The sequence below is a fragment of the Streptomyces sp. W16 genome (genome assembly GCF_033194735.1).
GTDB lineage: Bacteria > Actinomycetota > Actinomycetes > Streptomycetales > Streptomycetaceae > Streptomyces.
In genome coordinates, this window is sequence record NZ_JAWOAI010000067.1 from 1 (window position 1) to 21,456 (window position 21,456).

The window sequence follows — 21,456 nt, forward strand, 5'->3', positions numbered from 1 at the left end:
GGGCGGAGACGAGGGCCAGGTGGGCGCCACGGGCGCGGAGTTCGGCGGCGGCGTGGGCGGCGGCGCGCTCGTACAGGTCGGGGTCCCAGGTGGCGCCGACGGCCAGGTTGACCGGGAGGACCGTGCCGTCCAGTGCCATGTGGCCGTGCGGCACCTCCTCGGCGAAGAGGGCCGGGATGCCGAGCCGGCTGCTGTCGATCACATGGCGCTGCACCAACTCGGCCAGGGCGGCGCTGTCTTGGGCCCCGGGTCCGTTCGAGTGGTCGACGCCGGACCAGGCGTCGGCGCGGAACAGGCCGTAGAGCGCGCCGAGTCCGGCGAAGCGGGCGGTCTCGGCGCGGAGGGCGTCGGTGAGTTCGTAGCCCTGAGGAGTGCGGCGGTAGGCGTCCCAGCCGTACATCCGCTGGTTGAGCTGACCGACCTTCTCGCGCAGGGTCATCCGGGTGAGGAGGTCGCGGACGCGGGTGTCGACGGGGGCGGTGGGGTCGCGGTAGAGGGGGGTGGGGGCGGTCATCGGGTGTCACCGTCGTTGGCGAGCCTGGCGAGGGCGACGGCGCCGACGACCGCGGGACCGAGGGTCTGGCCGAGGTCGCGGACCAGGCTGGTGGTCGCGGCGGCCATGCCGGTGAGGTGGAGTGGTACGGCGTTGACGGCGGCGGCGGTGATGGCGGCGACGACGAGTCCGAAGCCGACGCCGCTGAGCACGAGCGGCCCCAGCAGGGCGGGGATCCCGGTCTCGTGCACCGGCACCGCGCGCAGCCACAGTTGGGCCGCGGCCAGCGAGACGAAGCCGGTGACCAGCATCGGGCCCGGGCCCACCCGTTGGAGCAGGCGGACCAGCAGTGGCCAGATGAGCGGGGTGACGGCCTGGATGATCAGGAACGACACCGCGACCCGCAGCGGGCTCTGGTGCTGGATGACACCGAGCCGGATGCTCAGGTCGTACGCGCCGCCCAGGAAACCGAACATGCCGATCACCGCCATGGCGGCCGAGGCCGAGAACGCGGGATTGCGGAACAGTTCCAGGCGCAGCATCGGTGACTTGCCGCGCGACTCGGCCGCAATGAACGCCCCCAGCATCACCGCGGCGACGACGAAGGAGCCGACGACCGTCACCGACCCCCAGCCGTCGGTGGGGCCCTGGATGATGCCGTAGAGCAGGGCCAGCAGGGCGAGGGCGATGGTGATCTGCCCCGGCCAGTCCAGTGAGCGGCCTTCGGGTGCGCTCGATTCCGCGGCCAGCCGCCAGGCCACGGCCGCGGTGACGATCGCCAGGACGCCCGCGGCCGCGAACGCCCAGTGGAAGGAGGCGTGTTCGACGACCGCGCCGGACAGCAGCGGAGCGATGAGGGCGCCCAGGGACAGTGCGGTGGTCCAGGAGGCGAGTCCCCGGGCGCGGGCCGCCGGCGTCGGGGTCCCGGCGGTGATCACGGCGAGGGAGGCCGGGAAGAGGGCCGCGGCGCCGATGCCGGACAGCGCCTGCCCGGTGATCAGCTGTGCCGGTGAGTCGGAGGTGGCGGAGACCAGATAGCCGACCGCTGCCAGGAGGGAGCCGCCCACCAGGAGTTTCTTACGGCCGTACAGGTCGCCCACGACACCGAAGGTCAGTGCCAGGACCGCGGCGGGGACGAGGAACGCGTCGGTGATCCAGGTGAGTTCCGCGCCGGAGGTCCCCAGGGAGCGCTGGATGACGCCGTTGATCGCGGCGGGCAGGACGAGGCCGATCTGGGCGAGGCAGACCGCCAGGCATCCGGCGACGATGGTGCCCGGGTGCGGGACGGCCGGCGTGCCGGACGGGGCGGCGGGTGGGTCGGAGGGTGCGGCGGGTGGGTCGTAGGCGGGGCTGGAGACCATGTCTCCTCCTTGGTGGGTGCGGCTGCGGAGGCGGAAGGCCGAGCGAGCGGGACGGACGCGGCTCAGGGACAGGCGAGGCAGGCCATGCGGCCGAAGAGCTGGGGGCCGTCGAGCGGGGGCAGGACGGGGTCGAGTTCGCGGTAGACGGTGTAGACGTTGACCGCGAGGCGTTCGCTCTCCTCCAGGCCGGCGAAGGGACCGAGGCGGATGTCCTGTGCCGCGTCCGCGGCCGGCATCCCGGCGGTGAACCGGGCGGTGGCCTCTTCATGGACGTACGACAGGTAGTCGCGGACGGTCCGGACGGCCTTCTTGGTGGTGACCGGGCCGTGTCCCGGCACGAGGGTGTCCACGTCGAGGCTCAGCAACAGGTCGCAGGCTGCCAGGCCGCACGCAAAGGGGCCGTGCCAGACGAGGGGGGTGGAGCCGGCGAAGACGATGTCACCGGTGTAGACGGTCCGGGCGCTCGGGACGTGGACGATCGTGTCTCCGGCGCTGTGCGCGGGGCCCGCGTCGATCAGCCGGACCTCCGTCCCCCCGATGTCCAGGACCGTCTCGCCGTCGAACACCCGGTTCGGGAGGACGGGTTGGACATCGCGATGGTCGAAGCGGCCGAAGATCCGGCGGGCGTACCGTCCGGCGTCGCTGTCCTCGGCCAGCAGCGCCCGCACCTCGTCCGGGCCCGCCTGCCGCATGTCGGTCAGGGATCCGCGGGCCGCGATGATCTCGGCGTCGGCCACGAGCTGGTTGCCGAACCAGTGGTCGCCGTTGCCGTGGGTGTTGACCACGGTCGAAATGGGCGCGGTGCCGGTCAGCGGTGCCAGTCCGTCCAGCATGGCCCGGGTCAGAGGCAGGTCGAAGAGGGTGTCGACGAGCAGGGACTCGCCCCGGCCGGTGACCAGCCCGGCGTTGCTCATGCCCCAGCCGCCGGCGCTCGGGATCCACGCATGACAGCCACGGCCCAGGTCGACCGGGCGCACGGGAGAAACCAGGGAAGCCACGTTGCCTCCAGTTCGAGTCCGTCAATGGACCGGAAATTAATGGACTGGAGTCCATCAATGGACTGCAATCTAAGTATGGGGGCGCCGGCGGTCAAGACTTCTGGACGCCTGTGCTGTACTGAGCGCCATGAAGATCCCGGAGGCGGGAGCCACACCCGCGGCGGACGCTCCGCCCACCGGACGTCGCGAGCGCAAGCGCCGGCAGGTGCGCGACCAGCTCTACGCCGCCGCGCTGGACCTGTTCGTCTCCCAGGGCTACGAGACGACGACCATGGAGCAGATCGCGGAGACCGCCGACGTCGCCCGGGCCACGGTCTTCAACCACTTCTCCCAGAAGGTCGGCTTCCTGGAGGAGTGGGGCGCCCGCCGCCGGGCGCGCGTCGCGGAGATACTCGGCCCGTCCCCGGCGCAGGACCTGTCGGTCGGCGACCGGCTGCGCCGCTACCTCCGGGAGATGGCCGAGCTCAACATCGCCTCCCGGGCGGAGACCAAAATCCTGATGGACGCCGCGGCCCGGGTCGGCAGCCTCCTGCACGACCCGTCCCTCGAAATCGAACTGGCGAGGATCGTCGAGCAGGGGCGGCAGCGCGGAGAGCTCCGGACAGGCGTCGACGCCGAACAGGTCGGCGCCATGCTGGCCGCCTGCTATTTCTCCACGATCCTGCGCTGGATCCGGGCGGAGCCCGCGCCGTTCGACCTGCGCGACCGCCTCGACGGCGCCCTCGATGTCATCCTGCTCGGCATGCTCGCCCGGGAAGGAAAGGGCACGTCTTCCAGCCGCTGAGCCTGGCTCACCAACCGCTGAGCCGAACCCACCAGCCGCTGAGCCGGGCCCACCAGGTGATGCGCCGGGTCGAAACAGACCAGACCTGGTGTCGGCGTGCGGCCGTCATACGGCCCGGAAGCGGGCAAGTCACCGGTCGGCCGGGATCCACGTCACTTCAACCAGCTTGCTGTTCAAGGAAGTTGGCCACAAGGACGGGCAGCCGACGAGGATATTTTCGGCACCGGGCGGGGAATGGCACCGACGGAGGTGGGGCCTATGTGGCCATGGTGGGCGAGAGACCGGTCGTTCCCCCACCGGACCCGGAGCGACGCCGTGGTGCCGCCGCTGCCCCCAGCGCTGAGAAGAGCCGCGGCCCGTGCGCGCCACCGCGACCTCGGACGGCATCCGACGCCGGACGAGGAGATCCGGCGCGGCATCGTCCTCGTCCCGGCCGATCCCTCCCAGTGGAGCCACAGCCACCGTCTCGTCGACTCCCTCGAACCCCGGGACCGCCGACGGCTGGGACTGGCGCTGCTGAGCGACCCGCACGGCACCGGGGACATCTGCATGGAGGCCGCGCTGACGCGGCACACGTGCGGCTGGTCCCCCGACGAGACCGAACAACTGCTGGCTCTCGCCTACTGGTCCCCCCGGGTGTGCCGGTCCCTGGGGCTGCCGCTCGCCGCCGTACGGGAACAGGAACCGTCCGAATGGGCCCGCTACCGGCCTCAGTTGCGCTCCATCGTGCTGAGCGCCCGTGACCACCACCGCTCGGCCCGCTCGCGGCAGTGTCAGTGGCATCTCTCCGTCGAGGAGGCCACCGCCCTGCTGGACCTGCCGTACGACCGCGAGGTCCTCAAGCGCCTGCCGCGGCTCCTCCCCGACCGGGACACCTACAGCGACCGGGCATTGACCGAGCTGGGCACGCTGGTCTTCGAACCCGGTGTGCTGGACCTGCTCGCGACACTCCTCACCATCGACAGCTTCCGTCCGGCCCAGTCCTGGCTCGGCCAGGTCCGTGAGCGGCTGGAGATGCTCCCGGTCGCCCCCGAGGTCGTGAGCGCCCTGCTGCGCATGAACACGAGCTACGCCGGCCACATGACCGAATCGACACTCGGCAGGCAGGCGCCCGTCCTCGACCAGGCGAAGCTCACGGCCGGAGCCGCCTGGGCGGCCTGCCTCACCGGAGAGCCGGCCCTCATCGAGCTGGTGGCCGCACAGGCCCTGGGCCGCGGCCTCGACCGGCGGCTTCCGGGCCTTCAGGACCGGGACATTCTCCCGGCGCGGGCGGGAGTCACCGCCCTGAGTGCCGCGGCCGGCATGCCCGGGCTGGGACGGCACCGCAGGGCACTGTCAGGACTGCCGCCCGAGGCAGCCGCCGCGGCACGCGCCGGCCTGGACGCGATCGCCGACGAGTTCCTGTCCGAAGGAGCCCGCGAGCTGGCCCTCGACCAGCACACGGCCCACCTGGCCGTACGCCCGGACGGCTCCGTCGGCGTGGAGATCCGCACCGACCGGGGAGAGGCGGTGACGCCGTACGGGATGCGCCACCTCAACGGGAGATACGTCCTGGAGCTGACCGCTCTGCGGCAACGGCTCCCGCGCCTTGCCGCCCAGGCCGAACGCGAGCGTGGCGCCCTCGCCGAACTCCTCGCCACCGGCACCGCGCTGACCGGTGAACAGTTCAGCGCGCGCTGGCTCGACCACGACGTCGCCGGTCCCCTCGCCCAGGCACTGGTCTGGGAGGCGGACACCACCGCCGGCACCTTCACCGGGCTGCCCGTGCGCGGCCTCGGCGGCCGGTGGCTGTTGCGAGACATCCCGGGTCGGACGCACGAGGTCACGAGCACCGACACGGTACGTCTCTGGAACCCTGCCCACGCCGATCGGGCACAGGCCCGCGCCTGGCAGATCCATCTGGAACTCGGCGGCCTGAGACAGCCCGTTCGCCAGGTGCCCGTACGACGGGGTTCGTCCCGCCGCCCGGTGGGGGACAGCAGGCCGGAGCGATCGTCCTGACGCCCATGCGCGGGTGGCGGGGTCTTGAAGGCGAATCGCATGCGTGTCCACGCGGCGCGGTCCGTCGGCGGGGCGGTTCACGGATGGTCGGCGGATGGCACTGCGGGCTCCTGCCTGCCCACGCTGACCAGCCCTGTCTCGTAGGCGGCGATGACGGCCTGGACGCGATCACGCAGTCGGAGCTTGGCGAGGATGCGGGAGACGTGGGTCTTGACGGTCGTCTCGGCCAGGTGCAGGCGGTCGGCGACTTCGACGTTGCTCAGCCCTCGGGCCATCAGGCCCAGGACTTCACGTTCGCGCGGGGTGAGCGAGGCGAGGTCGCGGTGGATTGCGGTGGTCCGGCCGTCATGGCCGTCCTGGTGCGTGAATCTCTCCACCAGGCGGCGGGTGACGGCCGGTGCGAGCAGGGCGTCGCCGGAGCGGATCGTGAGGACCGCGGAGATCAGCTGCTCGGGGGTGACGTCCTTGAGGAGGAAGCCGCTGGCGCCGGCGGAGAGTGCCGCGTAGACGTACTGGTCGAGGTCGAAGGTGGTCAGGATGATGACGCGGGGTTCGCCCGGAGTGCCGGTGAGAATGCGGCGGGTCGCCTCCAGGCCGTCCATCTCGGGCATCCGGACGTCCATCAGGACCACATCGGGCAGAGTGCGGCGGACCGCGTCGACGGCTTCGAACCCGTCGGTGGCCTCGGCGACCACCTCGATGCCGCCGGAGCGCAGGATCATCCGGAATCCGGAGCGGACCAGGGTCTGGTCGTCGGCGAGCACCACGCGCAGCGGCGGCTCGGTCACGGTGCCTCCAGGGGGATGAGAGCTTCGACACGGTAGCCGCCGGTGAGGCGCCGACCGGTGTGCAGGGTTCCGTCGTAGACGGAGAGGCGCTCGCGCAGGCCGAGCAGTCCGCGGCCGTTCCCGGTGGCCGCGCCCGGGCCCGGGGGGCCGCCGGTGTCGGAGACCTCCACCCGCAGCCGGTCGGGGGCGTATTCGACGCAGACGGCGGCGCGTGCCCCGGACGCGTGTTTGACCGTGTTGGTCAGTGCCTCCTGGACGACGCGGTAGGCGGTGAGGCCGATGCCGGGTGGCATGGTGCGGGCCGCTCCGGTGATCTTCAGGTCGACCGGAAGGCCGGCGTCCCGGACCCGCCCGACGAGTGTCTCCAGTTGCTCCAGACCCGGCTGTGGGGTCAGGTTCTCGGCGCGGGTCGCGTCCTGGTCGCCGCTGTCCATGGTGAGCAGCCCCATGACGTGGCGCAGTTCGGTCATGGCGGCCCGCCCGCTCGCCTCGACGGCGAGCAGTGCCTCGTCGGCCTCGTCGGGGACGGCTCTCATGACCCTGCGGGCGGCGCCGGCCTGGATGACCATGACGCTGACGTTGTGGGTGACGACGTCGTGCAGTTCGCGGGCGATTCTGGCGCGCTCCTCGTCGACGGCGCGACGCAGCGACTCCGCCTGCTCGCGTTCCACGGCGGTCAGCCGCGCGCGGCCCTCGTCGGTACGCACCCGCCAGGTGCGCAGGCCGTTGGCGGCCATCGCCAGCGGCCCGAGGATCCACAGGACCACGTACTCGTTGGGGACGATGCCCGGCTGGTACGGGTAGAGGTGGGTGGTATCGGTACCCGATGTGTAGATCAGGAGGACCGCCGTCGGTACGGCCGCCAGGGTGGGAATCCGGTACGGGCTGTAGGCCGCGGCGCTGTAGACGGCGACGACGAGGGGGTAGAAGGTCAGTCGCTGAACGTCCTCCGGGGTCAGCAGCGCGAGACAGGTCACCGCGCACAACACGGCGAGCGGGTAGCGGCGGCGCCATGCCAGGGCACCCGAGGTGACCAGCGCGAGGGCGCTCAGGGCCATCGCGGCATACGGTCCCGACGGTTGGATCGCCTTGCCCACGCCGGGGAGGACTTCGCGTGTCTGGTTGTCCGTCACGTCGATGGCGTAGTACACGGTGCTGACGGCGAAGGCCACCGCCACGACCAGGTCGAACTGCCATCTGCGCCGGGTGAGTTGCGGCGCCGGTCCGGTCGGGCGCAGCGCATGGCGGGCCGCCTCACGCAGCCGGTCCACCGCAGTCGTCCCGTTCGTCACCGGCACATTCTCGCTGTCCTGCCGTTCTCCTGGGATCCGTCTCAGCTATCACTCCTCGCACATCGCCTGCATCAGCCGACTACTTCTCAGGGAGGACGCCCGCGGGCCCCTCGTTCCGTCGGAGGACCGGAAACGGCTCGGGCGAAGGACGTGGCCGGGGCGGGAGGCCGCCTAGCGTCCGGGGCTCCAGACGCGTGGACCCCAGGAGCCCCTCATGACCGAGCCGGTGATCGAACTGTGCGACGTGAGCCGCAGATACGACGACGGACCGCCCGCACTGCGGGAGGCGTCGTTGACCGTGCGGCCCGGTGAGGCCGTCGCGATTCTCGGGCCCTCGGGGAGCGGCAAGTCCACGCTGCTCAACCTGATCGCGGGCCTGGACCGGCCGGACACGGGGACCGTCACCGTGGACGGCGTACGGGTCGACCGGTTGGGCGAGGCCGCGGCGGCCCGCTACCGGCGGTCCAGGATCGGCATGGTCTTCCAGTTCTTCAACCTGCTCGACGACCTGACCGTCGCGGACAACGTCGCGCTTCCCGCGCAGCTGGCCGGCACAGCACGGGGCGACGCGCATCGGCGGGCCGCGGAACTGCTCGAAACCCTCGGCATCGGCCGGCACGCCCGCGCCCACCCGGGGCGGCTGTCCGGTGGTGAACGCCAACGCGTCGCGGTGGCAAGGGCGTTGATGAACCGGCCGCCGCTGATCCTGGCCGACGAACCCACCGGCGCGCTCGACACGGCCGCGGGTCAGGACGTCAGCCGCCTGCTCAGGGACCTCAACGCCGAGGGCCAGACCCTGGTCGTCGTCACGCACGATCTCGCTCTGGCCCGCTCGTGCACCGACCGCACGGTGCGGATCGTCGACGGCCGGATCGCCGAGGACGTCAGCGCGGAGGTGGCTCGATGAGCGCGCTGGGCCGGGTGGTGCGCTCGGGTGTGGGAAGACGCCGGGTGCAGACGCTGGTGATCGGCCTGACCGCGATGGTGGCGGTCGCCGCGTCCGTCCTGGGAGGCTCGCTGCTGGTGGTCTCCGGCGAGCCGTTCGACGACGCCTTCGCCCGGCAGCACGGCGCGCACCTGTCCGTCGACTTCGACGCGGCCCGTACCGGCGCCGGGCAGGTGAGGGCGACCGGGCGCGCCGACGGGGTGGCGGCTGCGGCGGGCCCGTTCCGCGCGGTGTCGGTCGTCCCACGCCTCCACGGCGGCGCGGATGCGTGGCCGATGACCGTCGTCGGCCGTGCCGATCACGACGGAGCGGTCGACGACCTCACGCTGACCGCCGGGCGCTGGGCCACTCGTCCCGGCGAGATCGTGCTGAACACGGACGCCTCGCTGTTTCCGACCCTCGGTCTCCAACTCGCCTTCCCCGGGCTGCCCGGTGCCCCCACCCTGAAGGTGGTCGGCGCGGCCCGCTCGGTCACCGGGAGCGCCGACGCGTGGGTGACACCGTCCCAGGTCACCGAGCTCACCACGCCCGACCGCCCCGGCAGCTACGAGATGCTCTACCGCTTCACCGCCGCCGGCACGGCCGCACAGGTCTCGGCGGGCCGCAAGGCCGTGACAGCGGGAGTCAAGGCGGTGACGGGGACGCAGTCCTGGCTGACCGTCAGGGCGTCCGCCGAGCGCGACACCGCGCTGTACGTACCGTTCCTCCTCGCGTTCGGCGTCCTGGGCCTGGTCATGTCGGTCCTCGTCGTGGGCAACGTGGTCGCCGGCACGGTGGGTGCGGGGCTGCGCCGGATCGGCATCCTCAAGGCCGTCGGCTTCACCCCGGCGCAGGTCGTGCGCGCCCATGTGGGCCAGGCCCTGATCCCGGCGACGGTCGGCACGGCACTCGGTGTCCTCGCGGGCCACCTGCTGGCCGTACCGGTGATGTCCGAGACCGAGGACGTCTACGGCACCACCTCCCTGGCCGTCGCCCCCTGGGTCGACGCGGCCGTGATCACCGGCGTACTCGGCCTGGTCGTGGTGACCGCGTGGGCGAGTGCCTGGAGGGCCGGACGCCTGCGCACGGTCGACGCGCTCGCCGTCGGGCTCACCGCGCGGACGGACCGCGGCCGGTGGGCGGCGCGCCTTGCCGGACGGCTCCCCCTGTCCCGGCCGGTCGCCCTGGGGCTGACCCGTCCCTTCGCCCGCCCTGCCCGTGCGCTGAGCATGGGAACGGCGGTCCTGTTCGGCGCCACCGCCATCACCTTCACCGTCGGCATGGGCGCATCGCTCGCCGAAGTGACGAAGGCCAAGGCCCACGACACCGCCGACGTCACCGTCGCCGCACCGCTGCCGGAACCCGGCCCCGACGGTCCGATCGCCGCGACGGGGCCTGAGCCCGATCCGGCCGCCGTGGCCGCCGCGATCGTCGCCCAGCCCGCGACCGGGACCTACTACAGCACCGCGACAACTCGGGCCACCGTCCCCGGCGTCGCGGGCACCACCACGGTCGTCGCCTTCACCGGCGACGCCTCCTGGGGCGGCTACGTCATGGTCTCCGGCCGGTGGATCGCCGAGCCCGGCGAGGCCGTGGTGCCCACCGCCTTCCTCACCGCCGCCGGCACGCACATCGGGGGCACCGTCACTCTCGACGGCCTGGGCAAGGCCGTCACGGTCCGGATCGTCGGCGAGGTCCTCGACCCCCGCAACGACGGCATGCAGGTGTTCACCGACGCCGCGACGCTCGCACCCGCGCACCCCGACCTGACGGACACCACACAACACATCGCGGTGAAATCCGGTACCGACGTGGCCACTTACGTCGACGCGCTGAACAAGGGCCTGAAACCGCTGGGGGTCACCGCCCGGACCGGCCAGGCCGAAGGCGGCAGCGACATGGTCGTCACCCTGAACGCGCTGTCCGCGCTCCTGACGCTGATGCTCGTCGCCGTCGCCGCGCTGGGTGTGCTCAACGCGGTCGTGCTCGACACGCGCGAACGCGTCCGGGAACTCGGCATCCACAAAGCCCTGGGCATGACCCCCCGACAGATGATCACGATGGTCGTCACCTCCGTCGTCGTGACCGGACTGGCCGGCGGCGCCCTGGGAGTTCCGCTGGGCGTCGCCCTGCACGGCTGGGTCGTCCCCGCCATGGGCCACAGCGCCGGCCTCGACCTCCCCGACTCCGTGGTCGCCGTCTACCACGCGGCCGAACTGGCCCTGCTGGTCCTGGGCGGCCTGCTCATCGCCGTCCTGGGCGCACTGCTGCCCGCGAGTTGGGCCGCCAGGGTCCGCACCGCCACCGCCCTGCGGACCGAATAGGAAAGGAACGCACCCCTGCCGGGCCCTCTGCGGTGGCGTTCCCACACGGTCAGGCAGGGTGTGGCCGGCACGGGGACCGTGACGTGGTCGGGTATTCCGGACGAGCCCCCTCTTTAGGGATCCGGCCTCCGTGCGGACCCGACGATGCCCGATGATGGGCGGGCCATGACCAAGCTCCGTACGACGACGCGCCACGCGCCGCTGCCCGTCCTGCGGGCGGCGATGTTCGCTCTCGTCGGGACGGTGCTCGGGGTGAGCGCGCACCATCTGGTCGCCGAAGAGGCGATGCCGTGGCGGCGGTCCGGATGGGCGGCGGCGGTGCTTTTCGTGATCGGTCTGGTCGGTACGCGGCGTCCCCGCTCGCTCGCCACGGTGGTGGCGGTGTGCGGTGCCGCGCAGGCGGGGCTGCACCTGTGGCTCATGGCGGAACACCCGGACGGTACGGCGTCCATGGCCATGCCCACGGACATGGATCACGGTATGGACGCCCACGCGGCCTGGCACGACCAGGCGCACGGCTCGCCGGCGATGACCGCCGTGCACGCGGCGGCTGCCGTGCTCGTCGCCGTGCTCCTGCACCGCGCGGACACCGTCTGCTGGTCTCTGGCGCGCGGACTTGCGACCGCCGTCGAGACGGCCCGCGCACGCATCGACATGGCGTGGACCCTGCTCGGCGAGCGGACGGCGGCGCCGGACGGCAGGCTGCCGGCCCTTGTCCACGCCTGGCTGGAACGTCCGCCCCTCAAAGGGGCGGTACTCGCGGACGTGGTGGTACGGCGGGGCCCTCCCCAGGCAGGGCTCACTCACGCCAACTGACCTTGCCGGGAACGCCGTTGAGGCTCCCCGCGCTCCCCCATGCCTGGAGACGAGACACCCATGTTCCGTGCCGCAAGCACGCACAGCACCGCCCGCCGCCTGATCCTGGTGACCGCCGCGACCGCCACCGCCGTCCTCCTCACCGCGGGCCCGGCCTCCGCCCACGTGGAGGTCGAGTCCGACAAGGCCCAGGCCCTCGCCGAGAACGTCGAGATCGCCTTCGACGCCGAGTCGGAGTCCTCCACCGCCGGAGTCACCAAGATCCGTGTGGTCCTGCCCACGGGCATCGCGCCCGCCGACGTGGCCTACGGCGAAGGCCCCAAGGGCTGGAAGTTCACGGCCGCCGCCGACGGCTACACCGTCGGGGGCCCCGCGGTGAAGGCCGGCGTCAACGCCGAGTACTCCGTCGTCGTCAAGCAGCTCCCGGACACGAAGGAGTTGGCGTTCAAGACGTTGCAGACGTACAGCGACGGCCGTACCGACCGCTGGATCGAGCTCGACGAGAGCGGCGAGAACCCGGCGCCCGTCCTGAAGTTGAAGGCCGCCGCGCCGGGAGCGAAGCCGGTCAGCCCCTCCCCGAGCAAGACCGGGACCGGGACCGGGACAGCGGCCTCGCCGTCGCCCACGCCCGAGGAGACCGAACCGTCCGCCTCGCCCGCCGCCCAGGCCGTGGAGAAGGACGACGACGGGCTGTCGACCGGCGCCTGGGTCGGTATCGGTCTCACGGTGGTTGTCGTGGCGGGCGGCGCCGTCTATCTCGTTCGCCGCCGGGGCGCCGCTTCCGCGTAACCCGCGTAGCCCCCGCGCTGGGCCCGGCCGACCCGACAGCACATGTCCGCGGGCGGCCGGGCCCTCGCATCACCGGTACCCGGCACCCGGTCTCCGGCGCTCAGCCGTCAGTCGTCAGTCGTGCGGGGCCTGGCCGCTCACCCGGTGGTCGGCGTGGCTGAGCGCTTCGATCACCAGTCGTCGCAGATGCCCGTCGCGGAGGCGGTAGTAGACGTGCCGTCCCTCGCGCCGCGTCTCCACCAGACCTGCGAGCCGCAGTTTCGCCAGATGCTGGCTGACCGCCGTCCGGGAGGCGTCGCAGCGCTCGGTCAGTGAGCCGACGTCCGACTCCCCTTGCGCGATCAGCCACAGCAGGTGCAGCCGGGTCGTGTCGGAGAGCATCGCGAACACCTCGGTCGCCTCCGCGAGGCGTGCGCTGTCCGGGGGACGCAGGTGCACACCGGGCGCAGTTGGCAAGGGCTCGCGAGCAGGCATGCCGACAGCGTAGAGGCCGGAACGAGCCACAGTCGCCGTTCGCCGCCCGATTCGGGAGTCAACATGTGCGCAGGTGCGCACTTGTATGTACTGTGGATGTCAGTCGCCCTCACCGCCCCAGGCCCAGGGACCGCCGTATGCTCTCCGTCCTGCGCAACCGCGCCTACCGCCACCTTTTCGCCGCGCAGGTCATCGCGCTGGTCGGCACCGGTCTGGCCACGGTCGCGCTCGGCCTGCTCGCGTACGACATCGCGGGCGCGCACGCCGGTTCGGTACTCGGCACCGCGCTCGCGATCAAGATGGTGGCGTACGTGTTGATCGCCCCGGCCGTCGGTGCGATCGCCGACCGGCTGCCGCGACGGACGCTGATGGTCGGCGCGGATCTGACGCGGGCCACGGTCGCGCTGTGCCTGCCGTTCGTGGATCAGGTCTGGCAGGTCTACGTCCTGATCTTCCTGCTCCAGTCGGCGTCCGCCGCCTTCACCCCGACCTTCCAGGCCCTCATCCCCGATGTCCTGCCCGCCGAGCGCGACTACACACAGGCGCTGTCGCTGTCCCGCCTCGCCTACGACATGGAGAGCCTGTTCAGCCCCGCTCTCGCCGCCGCGCTGCTGTCCCTGATCACCTACAACTGGCTGTTCCTGGGCACGGTGGCCGGCTTCCTCGCCTCGGCCGCCCTGGTGGTCTCCGCCGTCCTGCCGAAGACGTCCCCCGCGGCGGACACGGACCACACCGAGCCACGCGCCGGCAGCGCCTACTCGAAGGCCACCGCGGGCACTCGGCTCTTCTTCGCCGTGCCACAGCTGCGTGCCCTGCTCGTACTGAACCTGGCCGTGGCGGCGGCGAGCGCGACGGTCACCGTCAACAGCGTGGTCTACGTCCGCGACCAGCTGGGGCGCGGTGCGGCCGACGTCTCGCTGGCGCTCGGTGCCTATGGAGGCGGCTCGATGCTCGTCGCGCTGCTGCTCCCCCGCGTGCTGGCGAGGATCTCCGACCGGACGGTGATGCTGTGCGGCGCCTTGATGCTCACGGTCGTCTTCGTCGCGCTCGGCGTCCTCACCGCAGCCGACAGCGGCGGCGGACGCTGGCCCATGCTCCTCGTCGTCTGGGCGGCCTTCGGCGGCGCGTGTTCCCTGGTCCTCACCCCGACCGGACGGCTGGTGCGCCGCTCGGCCCCACCCGAGCAGCGCACCTCCGCGTTCGCCGCGCAGTTCTCCCTGTCCCACAGTTGCTGGCTGCTGACGTACCCACTGGCCGGCTGGCTCGGCGCGACGGCGGGTCTGCAGTGGGCCGTGACGGTGCTGGGCGCGATCACGCTGGCCGCCGGGCTCATCGCGGTACGCCTGTGGCCGTCGCGGGAGTCCGCTCCGGTGGAGCACGAGCACAGCGGCCTACGTCCCGACCACCCACACCTTGTGGACGCCGTACGGGCGGGCAACGGCTGGCGACATCGACACAGCGTTCCCGGCGGCCTCCACGCACACCCCTGAGGAAGGAGCGGCCCGGCCCGGAGCCCGCCCTCCGAAGACAGCTGTACGGCGGTGACGTCAACCTGTCGCAGGATCAGGGGAGTTGGCCGGGCGGGCCCGGCTCGTTGCCCGGTGTGGCGGGTCGGACAGCGCGGCCGACGCCTGGCACCGGGGCCGTGACGCGAAGCGAACCCGGCACCCGATCACCGTGTACCGGCGCCGCCCGTTCGGCGGAAGCCTCCCGTCGGCTCACTCGGCGGCCCGCCGCCAGGCCGTTTCGCGCAGCAGCCGTAGTCCGTTGAGGCCGCCGGGGGGAGTTCCGTTGAAGGGACGTCCCCCCGGCCCGATCCGCCGTCAGCCCCTCGCCGCCACCGCCGCGGCCAGTCGCGGTGCCGCGAACCGCGTGCCGCACGTGAACCGCAGCAGTGGCCCGAAGGTCGCCGCCGCCTGGATGCCGGTGAAGTACAGGCCGGGCACCGACGACTGGAGTCCGGCGTCGAGGTGCGGGAAGCCGGCCGTGCGGGTCAGTTCGGCCCGCAGTTCGGGGGCGAGGAAGTCCAGCGCGTCGAGGCGGACCCGGTAGCCGGTGGCGGCCAGGACGTGACCGGTCTCGATGGTGTGGATCCGGCCGTCGGTGTCCTGGGTGGTGAGGGTGACCCCGGCGGCGTTCCGCGCGGCCTGCGTGATGCGGCGCCCGACGTGGACGGGCACGACACCCTCCAGGCGGGGCTTGAGCCACCAGGAGCCGAAGGGGCCCAGTACCCGTTTCACCAGCCGCAGCCGGGTCGCCGCAGGCAGGAAGCGGAACGCCGCCGCATGGTGCACGACGCCGTACAGCCCCCAGGACCTGCCCAGCCCCGTGTCCGGCTGCCAGTGCGGCGGAGGTGTCGGAGCCGCGCCGAACACCAACTCCCTTCCACGCACGAGCAGTTGTACTCGCGCCCCGGCCTCGCTCAGCAGAGCCGCACTCTCCTGAGCCGACTGGCCGGCGCCCACCACGACCACGTCCCGCCCCGCGAACCTCGCGAGGTCCGCGTGGTGGGAGCTGTGCGAGACGAGCCCCTCGGGGACGAGTGCCGTCAGCGGCTCGGGGACGTACGCGAAACCGTCCGTCCCGCTGGCGACCACCACGGCCGAGGCCCGCAGTTCCTCGCCCGAGGCGAGCTTGAGGTGGAACCCGTCGGCCTGCCGGTCGACACCCAGCACGCGGATGTTCTCCACCTCGGGCACCAACTGCTCGGCGAACCAACGCCCGTACCGGACGAACATCTCGACCGGCACCGGGTCGTGCCCCGCCGGCCGCGGCTCCCTCGCCTCCCGGGCGTAGGCGTCCAGCGTGAAGCCGGGCTTCGGCGCGGACAGCACCGACGCGCTCGGCGGCGACTTCAGCAGCATGCCCGCGGGCATGTTCCCGGCCCAGCTCGCCATCGGCGAGCCGAACACCCTGACGTGCAGGCCGCGCGCCTTGAGGTGCGCGGCGGTGGACAGGCCGTACGGGCCCGCCCCGATCACGACGATCGTCGTGGACATGAATTCCCCCAGAGGGCAGCCCTGTTGGGGCGCCCGTGAATGTGGTCGGTCAGGTGGTGGTGCGTGCGGACACGCGTGTATCGCCGCCGAATCGCCAACGGCCGTTCAGGCAGCGGTGAGCACGCCGGGTGGGGGGCCTCGGCGTACGACACAGTGGGCGAGCGTCGGCTCGCGTGGCGAGGCGCGGGCCGGTCCGGAGCGGACGGACCTCACCTCGGGAGCCGCGACGGCGGTTTCGACGCCTTCTCGCGGGAACAGCAGCCGCCACAACCAGGCGCACAGGGAACGCAGTTCGCCCGCGACCCGGTGAAGACCGGTCCGGCCGTCCCGCACGCCGTGCAGGAGGACGGCGAGCAGGACGGTCATGGCGAGATGGGCGATCACGAAGGGCCAGGCCGTGGACAGCCGTTCGTACGCGGGTTCCGTGGTCGTGGTGAACCAGCCGACCCCGAGCGCCTGTCCCACCACGGCCAATGCCAACTGCCGTGAAACCAGGCTCGGTTGCCCGGAGACGGGAAGCGCCACGGCGAACAGGAGGCCGGCCAGGACCCCACGGGCACCCCACGACGGCGACACGTCGAACACCACGTGGTGCCCCGCGACCGCGAGCACCGTGCCCGCCGCGGCGAACAGCGCCGCGCGGGCAGCCGCGATCCGTACCGGGGCCGGTACGCCACCGGAACAGCGCAGGCGGGACACATGGGTTGAAGTCGCCATGACCCACACATCATGGAGGGTGGACCGACACCCTGTCACTACCGCGTCCGCGTCGCCCGCACGTAGTACAGCCAGGGTCGTACGTCACCGTGCCCGCCGACCTCGAAGCCCGCGTCCGCGACGAGGCCGTCCAGCAGGTCCACGCGGTTGTGCGCCATGGCGTGCCCTGTGCCTCCGTGCACCAGGTACCGGCCCAGCGTGCTCCTCGGCGGCCGGAACTCGACGACCAGCAGCCGCCCGCCGGGCCGCAGGACGCGGTGCATCTCGCGCAGTGCCGCGGGGCGGAGTTCCTCGGGCAGGTGGTGCAGCATCAGGCTGGTGACGACGGTGTCGAAGGAGGCGTCCGGCAGTTCGAGGGATTCGGCGATGCCCTCCCGGTAGGCGCAGGGCGCGCTGCCGGGGCGCTGCTTCTTGTGGCGGGCGTAGTCCAGGACCGGCGGCGAGGGGTCCACTCCGGTGACCGCGCCGTCCGGGCCGACGCGGTCGGCCATGCGGCGGGTCAGGTAGCCGGTGCCGCAGCCCACGTCCAGGACGCGGTCGCCCGCCCGGGCTCCGCTGAGTGCGGCGAGGCGGGTGAAGGCACGCTTGCGGCGGCCGACGAAGCAGACGTCGCCGAAGAGTTCGTATGCGCGAGGGGTTGTGATGGTCACGCCGGGCGTGTCCGCGTGGGGCTTGCCCTGCATGAGGCGTCCGAGGTTCATTTACTGCCTCCCCATAACTTAGTCGTGACTAAGTACTGAGGCCAACTTAGTCGCGACTAAGAAATGACGCAAGGGCGGCATACGATGGCCGCTGTGACCGAGTCCCGCCCCCGCACGCGAACCCGCATGCCCGCCGCCGAGCGACGCGCGTCGATCCTCGCCGCTGCCACGCAGGTCTTCTCCGAGACCGGCTACCAGCGCGGCAAGGTCTCCGACATCGCCAGGAAGGTCGGCGTCACCGAGCCGGTGGTCTTCCAGAACTTCGGCTCCAAGTCGGCGCTCTACCGGGCGGCCCTCGACCACGCCACCGAGGGAGTCTCGGCGCTCCTTCACCAGGCCACCGACGCGGGCCGCCCGGTGCCCGAGGTACTGGCGGCCTTCCTGGATCCCGCGCACATGGACCACTTCCACCAGCCCGGCGCCCACGGCTTCCTCTTCGCCGACGCCACCGCCCTGGCCCACGACCCGGAACTCGGCGAGGCCCTGCGCCAGGTCCACCGCCACTTCGCCGACGCACTCGCCGCACTGCTGAGCCGGGGCCAGTCGGCCGGCGATGTGCGCGACGACATCGACCCGCACACCGCCGCCTGGTGGCTCGTCTCGCTACTGGCCGGGCGTTCCTTCCGCGCGGCCGTCGTCCCGGACCGGGACGCCGTCGAGGCGGATCTGACGAGGATGGCGCTGCGGTCGCTGCTGCCGGAAGCTACCTGATGTGCCGTGCGGGCCGGGTGGCCGTGTGCAGCAGGTGCTCCAGGGGCCCGCGCCTGAAGTGACGGGTCCACGCGGTGGCCAGCAGCATGGTGGCGGCGATGAAGGCGAGCAGCGCCGGCAGTCCGGACATCGTCTCGTCCTCCACGGCGGCCACGTGCCGGACATCGGTCAGGAGCCAGAGGGCGACGATGTGCAGGACGTAGGCGGTCAGCGCCATCGTGCCGACGGCGGACACGGGCCTCGTCAGCCGGGTCGGGCGGGGCATCCGGTCGGCGACGGTCAGGCACGCGGCGATCACCACGAGGGCGACGCCTGTGTTGCCGATGATGGAGAGGGTCGTCTGGCTGTGCGGTGCGGCCACCAGGAGCCAGGCGAGCGGTGTGCCGTTCTCGGGTTCGCCGACCGTGTCGGACCACCAGGCCGACGACGCCGAACCGCCGCCCGTGGCCGACGAGATGACGGTCAGCGCGTGCGGGACGAGGTGCAGGGCCAGCCAGGAACATCCGTAGCCGAGGACGGCGAACGCGCCGCCGGTCAGGGCCAGCCGGAGCCGGATCCCGGGCCGGGTGAGGTCGAGGCGGGCCACCGCCATGCCCGCGATCAGGAACGGCGCCCAGGTCAGGGCCGGGTACGAGCCGGTGAACAGCAGCTCTACGACGCCGTCCGTGCCGCTGATCCGGGCCAGCGGGTCCGCCTGGACGACCGCGTCCGCCCAGGTGCCCTCCTCGATGGACTTCCGTACGGCGTAGAGGAGTTGGGGCAGGATCAGCGCGCCGGCGGCGGCGATCCGCGCGAGTGTCGCGGCGCGCAGCCGGTGCAGCGGGAGGACGGTCAGGAAGAGCAGGCCGTAGCAGCTGAGGATCACCTCGACCTCGGTGCCCAGGGCGGTCAGCGCGTAGCCCAGCGCCAGCAGCACGACGGCGCGGATCACGACCCTCACCGCCGCCTGGCGTCCGGCACGGCCGGTCCGGGGCCGGGGGCGTCCCATGATGATGATCAGTGAGAACCCGGCGAGCACCGCGAACAGCGCGGAGGAGCGGCCTCGTGCGGTCTCCAGGAGGAAGCCGACGGGTCCGCCGACCGTGACGTCGGGGCCGACGTGGGCGGAGTACATGCCGAGGACGGCAAGCCCGCGCGCCAGGTCGATACCGATCAGCCGTCCGGTCGTTGGAGCGTCACAGGGGACCGGGTGCCGCTCCGGTAACGCGGCGGCCGGCGTGGCCGGGGGTGCGTCGTGTGTCATGCCTCCAGGGTTCGCGGGTCGCGGGGACCAGCACACCGGGCAACCTTCCGGAGCCGGCCCGCCGACCGGCCGGAACCGCACCGGCCGACCGGACGGTCCCTGCCGACGACCGGCCGGAGCCGCACCGGGTCCTGCGGACGGGGCCCGTTCGGCGTGCTACCCCTCGTAGGACGGGCAGTTGAGGAGCGGAGCGCACATGATCCGGGTACTGGTGGTCGACGACGAGGCCCTCGTCCGCACCGGCTTCACACACATCCTCAACGCCTCGGACGACATCGGGGCCGTGGCGGCCGTTCCCGGCGGTCAAGCCGTCGAGGCCGTACGGGAGTTGGGTCCCGACGTCGTCCTGCTGGACATCCGGATGCCCGACGTGGACGGGCTGACCGTCCTGGCCGAACTCCGCCGGCTGCCGGATCCTCCCGTGGTGGCGATGCTGACGACGTTCGACACCGACGAATACGTCGAGGCGGCACTGCGCTCCGGCGCCGCCGGTTTCCTCCTCAAGGACACCGACCCCGAGCAACTGCCCGGTCTGATACGCGCATTGGCCGAGGGAAGAACCGTGCTGTCGTCGCAGGTCGTACGCACCGTGGTGGACGGCTTTCTCGACCAGGGCGGGCGTGAGCCCTACGCCGTCCGACTCGTCGACCGGCTGAGCGGTCGTGAGCGTGCCGTCCTCGCGCTGATGGCGGAAGGGCTCTCCAACACCGAGATCGGCGGCCGGCTGCATCTGAGCAACGGCACCGTCAAAGGTCATGTCAGCGCCGTATTCGAGAAGTTGAAGGTCGACAACCGCGTGCAAGCCGCGCTGGTCGCCGAACGGGCGGGCCTGCTCAGGCCGCCCGGGGACGGAGCCGCCCGATGAACCCGCGGCCGAGTCCCCGGCTGAACTCCCGTCGCCCGCCTGCCCTGTTGCTGGACGCGTCGCTGGTCTGCGTCGCGCTGCTGGACCTGTGGGTGAACCTCGACAGCGACAACCACCCGGCCACCGCCTACGGCCTGCTCGCCGCCCTGGCTCTCACCCTGCGCCGCCACCGGCCGCTGCTCGCCTTCGCCCTCACGCTCCCCTCCGCCCTGATCGGCGACGCGGCGTTCGCCACGATGGCCGCGCTGTACACCCTCTCCTCCCTGTGCCGCCACCGCGTGCTGCTCGCGGGCTGCGCCCTGGCCTTCGCCACCGTCGACTTCATGCCCTGGCCGTGGACGTCCCTCGATGTCGACGAACTCGACGAGACCTACAGCCTCGTCCACCTCACCTACACCCTCGCCACCGCCGTCGCCCCCGTCTTCCTCGGCCAACTCGTCCAGGCCCGGCGTGAGTTGACGCTCCGGCTCGCCGAGATCTCCGAGGCCCGCGAGCAGGAGCAACTGCTCAGCTCCCAGGCGGTGTTGGCGAAGGAACGCGCCCAACTCGCCCGCGAGATGCACGACGTGGTCTCCCACCAGGTCAGTCTCATCGCCGTACAGGCCGGCGCACTCCAGGTCGGCAGCCCGGACGCCGAGGCGAGAGCGGTCGCGGCCACGATCCGCCGGCTCAGCGTGCAGACCCTGGAAGAGCTGCGCCACATGGTCGGCGTCCTGCGCGCCTCCGGCATCCGCCCCACCGAACTCACGCCCCAGCCCTCCCTCGCCGACCTGCACCAGCTGATCGGCACCAGCGGCATCGAGACGGAACTGGAGACCGACCTGCCCGACGGACTCCCGCCCGCCCTCCAGCGCGCCGTCTACCGCACGGTCCAGGAGGCACTCACCAACGTCCGCAAACACGCCCCCGGCGCCACCGCCACCGTCCGCATCCACCACCGGGACGGCGCCCTCCGCACCACCGTCACCAACACCACCGCCACCCGCCCCGCACTCCCCCTGCCCGGCGCCCACCACGGCCTCGTCGGCCTGCGCCAGCGCGCCGAACTCCTCGGCGGCACCATCACCTCCGGCCCGACGACCGACGGCGGCTACGAACTCCGCCTGGAACTGCCGGCCGACGACCTGCCTTGACCTCCTCACGCACATGCCGGTCCGGCGGGTGGCACACCACGA

General features: G+C 72.2%; 20 protein-coding genes. 10 read left to right on the forward strand and 10 right to left on the reverse strand.

The window, feature by feature from the left end; all coding sequences use genetic code 11:
• From R6V09_RS11910 to R6V09_RS11920, 3 genes are all read right to left on the reverse strand, one after another.
• On the reverse strand, positions 1-514 hold a 514-nt coding region (locus tag R6V09_RS11910), incomplete at its 3' end, for a glycoside hydrolase family 3 N-terminal domain-containing protein (RefSeq protein ID WP_317881355.1).
• Positions 511-1,854, reverse strand: a complete 1,344-nt coding sequence (locus R6V09_RS11915) for an MFS transporter (RefSeq protein WP_317881356.1) — start codon at positions 1,852-1,854, stop codon at positions 511-513. The genes R6V09_RS11915 and R6V09_RS11910, both read right to left, overlap by 4 nt.
• Positions 1,855-1,916: 62 nt before the next feature.
• Complete coding sequence (locus R6V09_RS11920; RefSeq protein WP_317881357.1) at positions 1,917-2,852, reverse strand: MBL fold metallo-hydrolase; 936 nt, start codon at positions 2,850-2,852, stop codon at positions 1,917-1,919.
• A 127-nt stretch (positions 2,853-2,979) separates the two neighbouring features.
• On the opposite strand from R6V09_RS11920, the gene R6V09_RS11925 reads away from it, so the two are divergent.
• Both R6V09_RS11925 and R6V09_RS11930 read left to right on the forward strand, forming a co-directional pair.
• A complete protein-coding gene (locus R6V09_RS11925) occupies positions 2,980-3,636 on the forward strand; it encodes a TetR/AcrR family transcriptional regulator (RefSeq protein WP_317881358.1) in 657 nt (218 codons plus the stop codon).
• A gap of 315 nt (positions 3,637-3,951) precedes the next feature.
• Positions 3,952-5,637: a DUF4132 domain-containing protein gene (locus R6V09_RS11930; RefSeq protein ID WP_317881359.1), complete on the forward strand. Its 1,686-nt coding sequence runs from the start codon at positions 3,952-3,954 to the stop codon at positions 5,635-5,637.
• 77 nt (positions 5,638-5,714) lie between these two features.
• On the opposite strand, the gene R6V09_RS11935 is transcribed toward R6V09_RS11930, so the two are convergent.
• Together R6V09_RS11935 and R6V09_RS11940 are read right to left on the reverse strand one after the other, a co-directional pair.
• On the reverse strand, positions 5,715-6,425 hold the full coding sequence (locus R6V09_RS11935; protein WP_317881360.1) for a response regulator transcription factor: 711 nt from the start codon (positions 6,423-6,425) through the stop codon (positions 5,715-5,717).
• Positions 6,422-7,717 carry a sensor histidine kinase gene (locus R6V09_RS11940; RefSeq protein WP_317881361.1) on the reverse strand — a complete coding sequence of 432 codons (1,296 nt, stop codon included), beginning with the start codon at positions 7,715-7,717 and terminating at the stop codon, positions 6,422-6,424. The genes R6V09_RS11935 and R6V09_RS11940 overlap by 4 nt, the downstream gene beginning before the upstream one ends.
• Before the next feature lie 214 nt (positions 7,718-7,931).
• Between R6V09_RS11940 and R6V09_RS11945 the strand changes: the two genes are divergently transcribed.
• From R6V09_RS11945 to R6V09_RS11960, 4 genes are all read left to right on the forward strand, one after another.
• Complete coding sequence (locus tag R6V09_RS11945) at positions 7,932-8,624, forward strand: ABC transporter ATP-binding protein (RefSeq protein ID WP_317881362.1); 693 nt, start codon at positions 7,932-7,934, stop codon at positions 8,622-8,624.
• A complete protein-coding gene (locus R6V09_RS11950; protein ID WP_317881363.1) occupies positions 8,621-10,966 on the forward strand; it encodes an ABC transporter permease in 2,346 nt (781 codons plus the stop codon). Before R6V09_RS11945 ends, R6V09_RS11950 begins: the two co-directional genes overlap by 4 nt.
• A gap of 165 nt (positions 10,967-11,131) precedes the next feature.
• Positions 11,132-11,782, forward strand: coding sequence for a hypothetical protein (locus tag R6V09_RS11955; RefSeq protein ID WP_317881364.1), 651 nt, complete (start codon positions 11,132-11,134; stop codon positions 11,780-11,782).
• Positions 11,783-11,842: 60 nt separating this feature from the next.
• Positions 11,843-12,571 (forward strand): DUF1775 domain-containing protein, encoded by a 729-nt coding sequence (locus R6V09_RS11960; protein ID WP_317881365.1) that lies wholly within the window; start codon positions 11,843-11,845, stop codon positions 12,569-12,571.
• A 114-nt stretch (positions 12,572-12,685) separates the two neighbouring features.
• Here the strand turns inward: R6V09_RS11960 and R6V09_RS11965 are convergent, their stop codons facing one another.
• Complete coding sequence (locus tag R6V09_RS11965; RefSeq protein ID WP_317881366.1) at positions 12,686-13,045, reverse strand: ArsR/SmtB family transcription factor; 360 nt, start codon at positions 13,043-13,045, stop codon at positions 12,686-12,688.
• A gap of 137 nt (positions 13,046-13,182) precedes the next feature.
• Here R6V09_RS11965 and R6V09_RS11970 point away from each other — a divergent pair, with 137 nt between their 5' ends.
• Complete coding sequence (locus R6V09_RS11970; RefSeq protein WP_317881367.1) at positions 13,183-14,535, forward strand: MFS transporter; 1,353 nt, start codon at positions 13,183-13,185, stop codon at positions 14,533-14,535.
• Positions 14,536-14,868: 333 nt separating this feature from the next.
• Here the strand turns inward: R6V09_RS11970 and R6V09_RS11975 are convergent, their stop codons facing one another.
• From R6V09_RS11975 to R6V09_RS11985, 3 genes are all read right to left on the reverse strand, one after another.
• Positions 14,869-16,044 (reverse strand): NAD(P)-binding domain-containing protein, encoded by a 1,176-nt coding sequence (locus R6V09_RS11975; protein WP_317881368.1) that lies wholly within the window; start codon positions 16,042-16,044, stop codon positions 14,869-14,871.
• Between the two features lie 105 nt (positions 16,045-16,149).
• The gene (locus tag R6V09_RS11980; RefSeq protein WP_317881369.1) at positions 16,150-16,761 is read right to left on the reverse strand and encodes a hypothetical protein; all 612 of its coding nucleotides are present in this window, start codon (positions 16,759-16,761) and stop codon (positions 16,150-16,152) included.
• Positions 16,762-16,799: 38 nt separating this feature from the next.
• Complete coding sequence (locus R6V09_RS11985; protein ID WP_317881370.1) at positions 16,800-17,462, reverse strand: class I SAM-dependent methyltransferase; 663 nt, start codon at positions 17,460-17,462, stop codon at positions 16,800-16,802.
• A gap of 93 nt (positions 17,463-17,555) precedes the next feature.
• On the opposite strand from R6V09_RS11985, the gene R6V09_RS11990 reads away from it, so the two are divergent.
• Complete coding sequence (locus tag R6V09_RS11990; protein ID WP_317881371.1) at positions 17,556-18,173, forward strand: TetR/AcrR family transcriptional regulator; 618 nt, start codon at positions 17,556-17,558, stop codon at positions 18,171-18,173.
• On the opposite strand, the gene R6V09_RS11995 is transcribed toward R6V09_RS11990, so the two are convergent.
• Positions 18,166-19,416: a DUF418 domain-containing protein gene (locus R6V09_RS11995; RefSeq protein WP_317881372.1), complete on the reverse strand. Its 1,251-nt coding sequence runs from the start codon at positions 19,414-19,416 to the stop codon at positions 18,166-18,168. The two genes, R6V09_RS11990 and R6V09_RS11995, sit on opposite strands and share 8 nt — an antisense overlap.
• Positions 19,417-19,612: 196 nt before the next feature.
• Between R6V09_RS11995 and R6V09_RS12000 the strand changes: the two genes are divergently transcribed.
• Both R6V09_RS12000 and R6V09_RS12005 read left to right on the forward strand, forming a co-directional pair.
• Positions 19,613-20,281, forward strand: coding sequence for a response regulator transcription factor (locus tag R6V09_RS12000; protein WP_317881373.1), 669 nt, complete (start codon positions 19,613-19,615; stop codon positions 20,279-20,281).
• A complete protein-coding gene (locus R6V09_RS12005) occupies positions 20,278-21,414 on the forward strand; it encodes a sensor histidine kinase (RefSeq protein ID WP_442810028.1) in 1,137 nt (378 codons plus the stop codon). The genes R6V09_RS12000 and R6V09_RS12005 overlap by 4 nt, the downstream gene beginning before the upstream one ends.
• Positions 21,415-21,456: the final 42 nt, after the last annotated feature.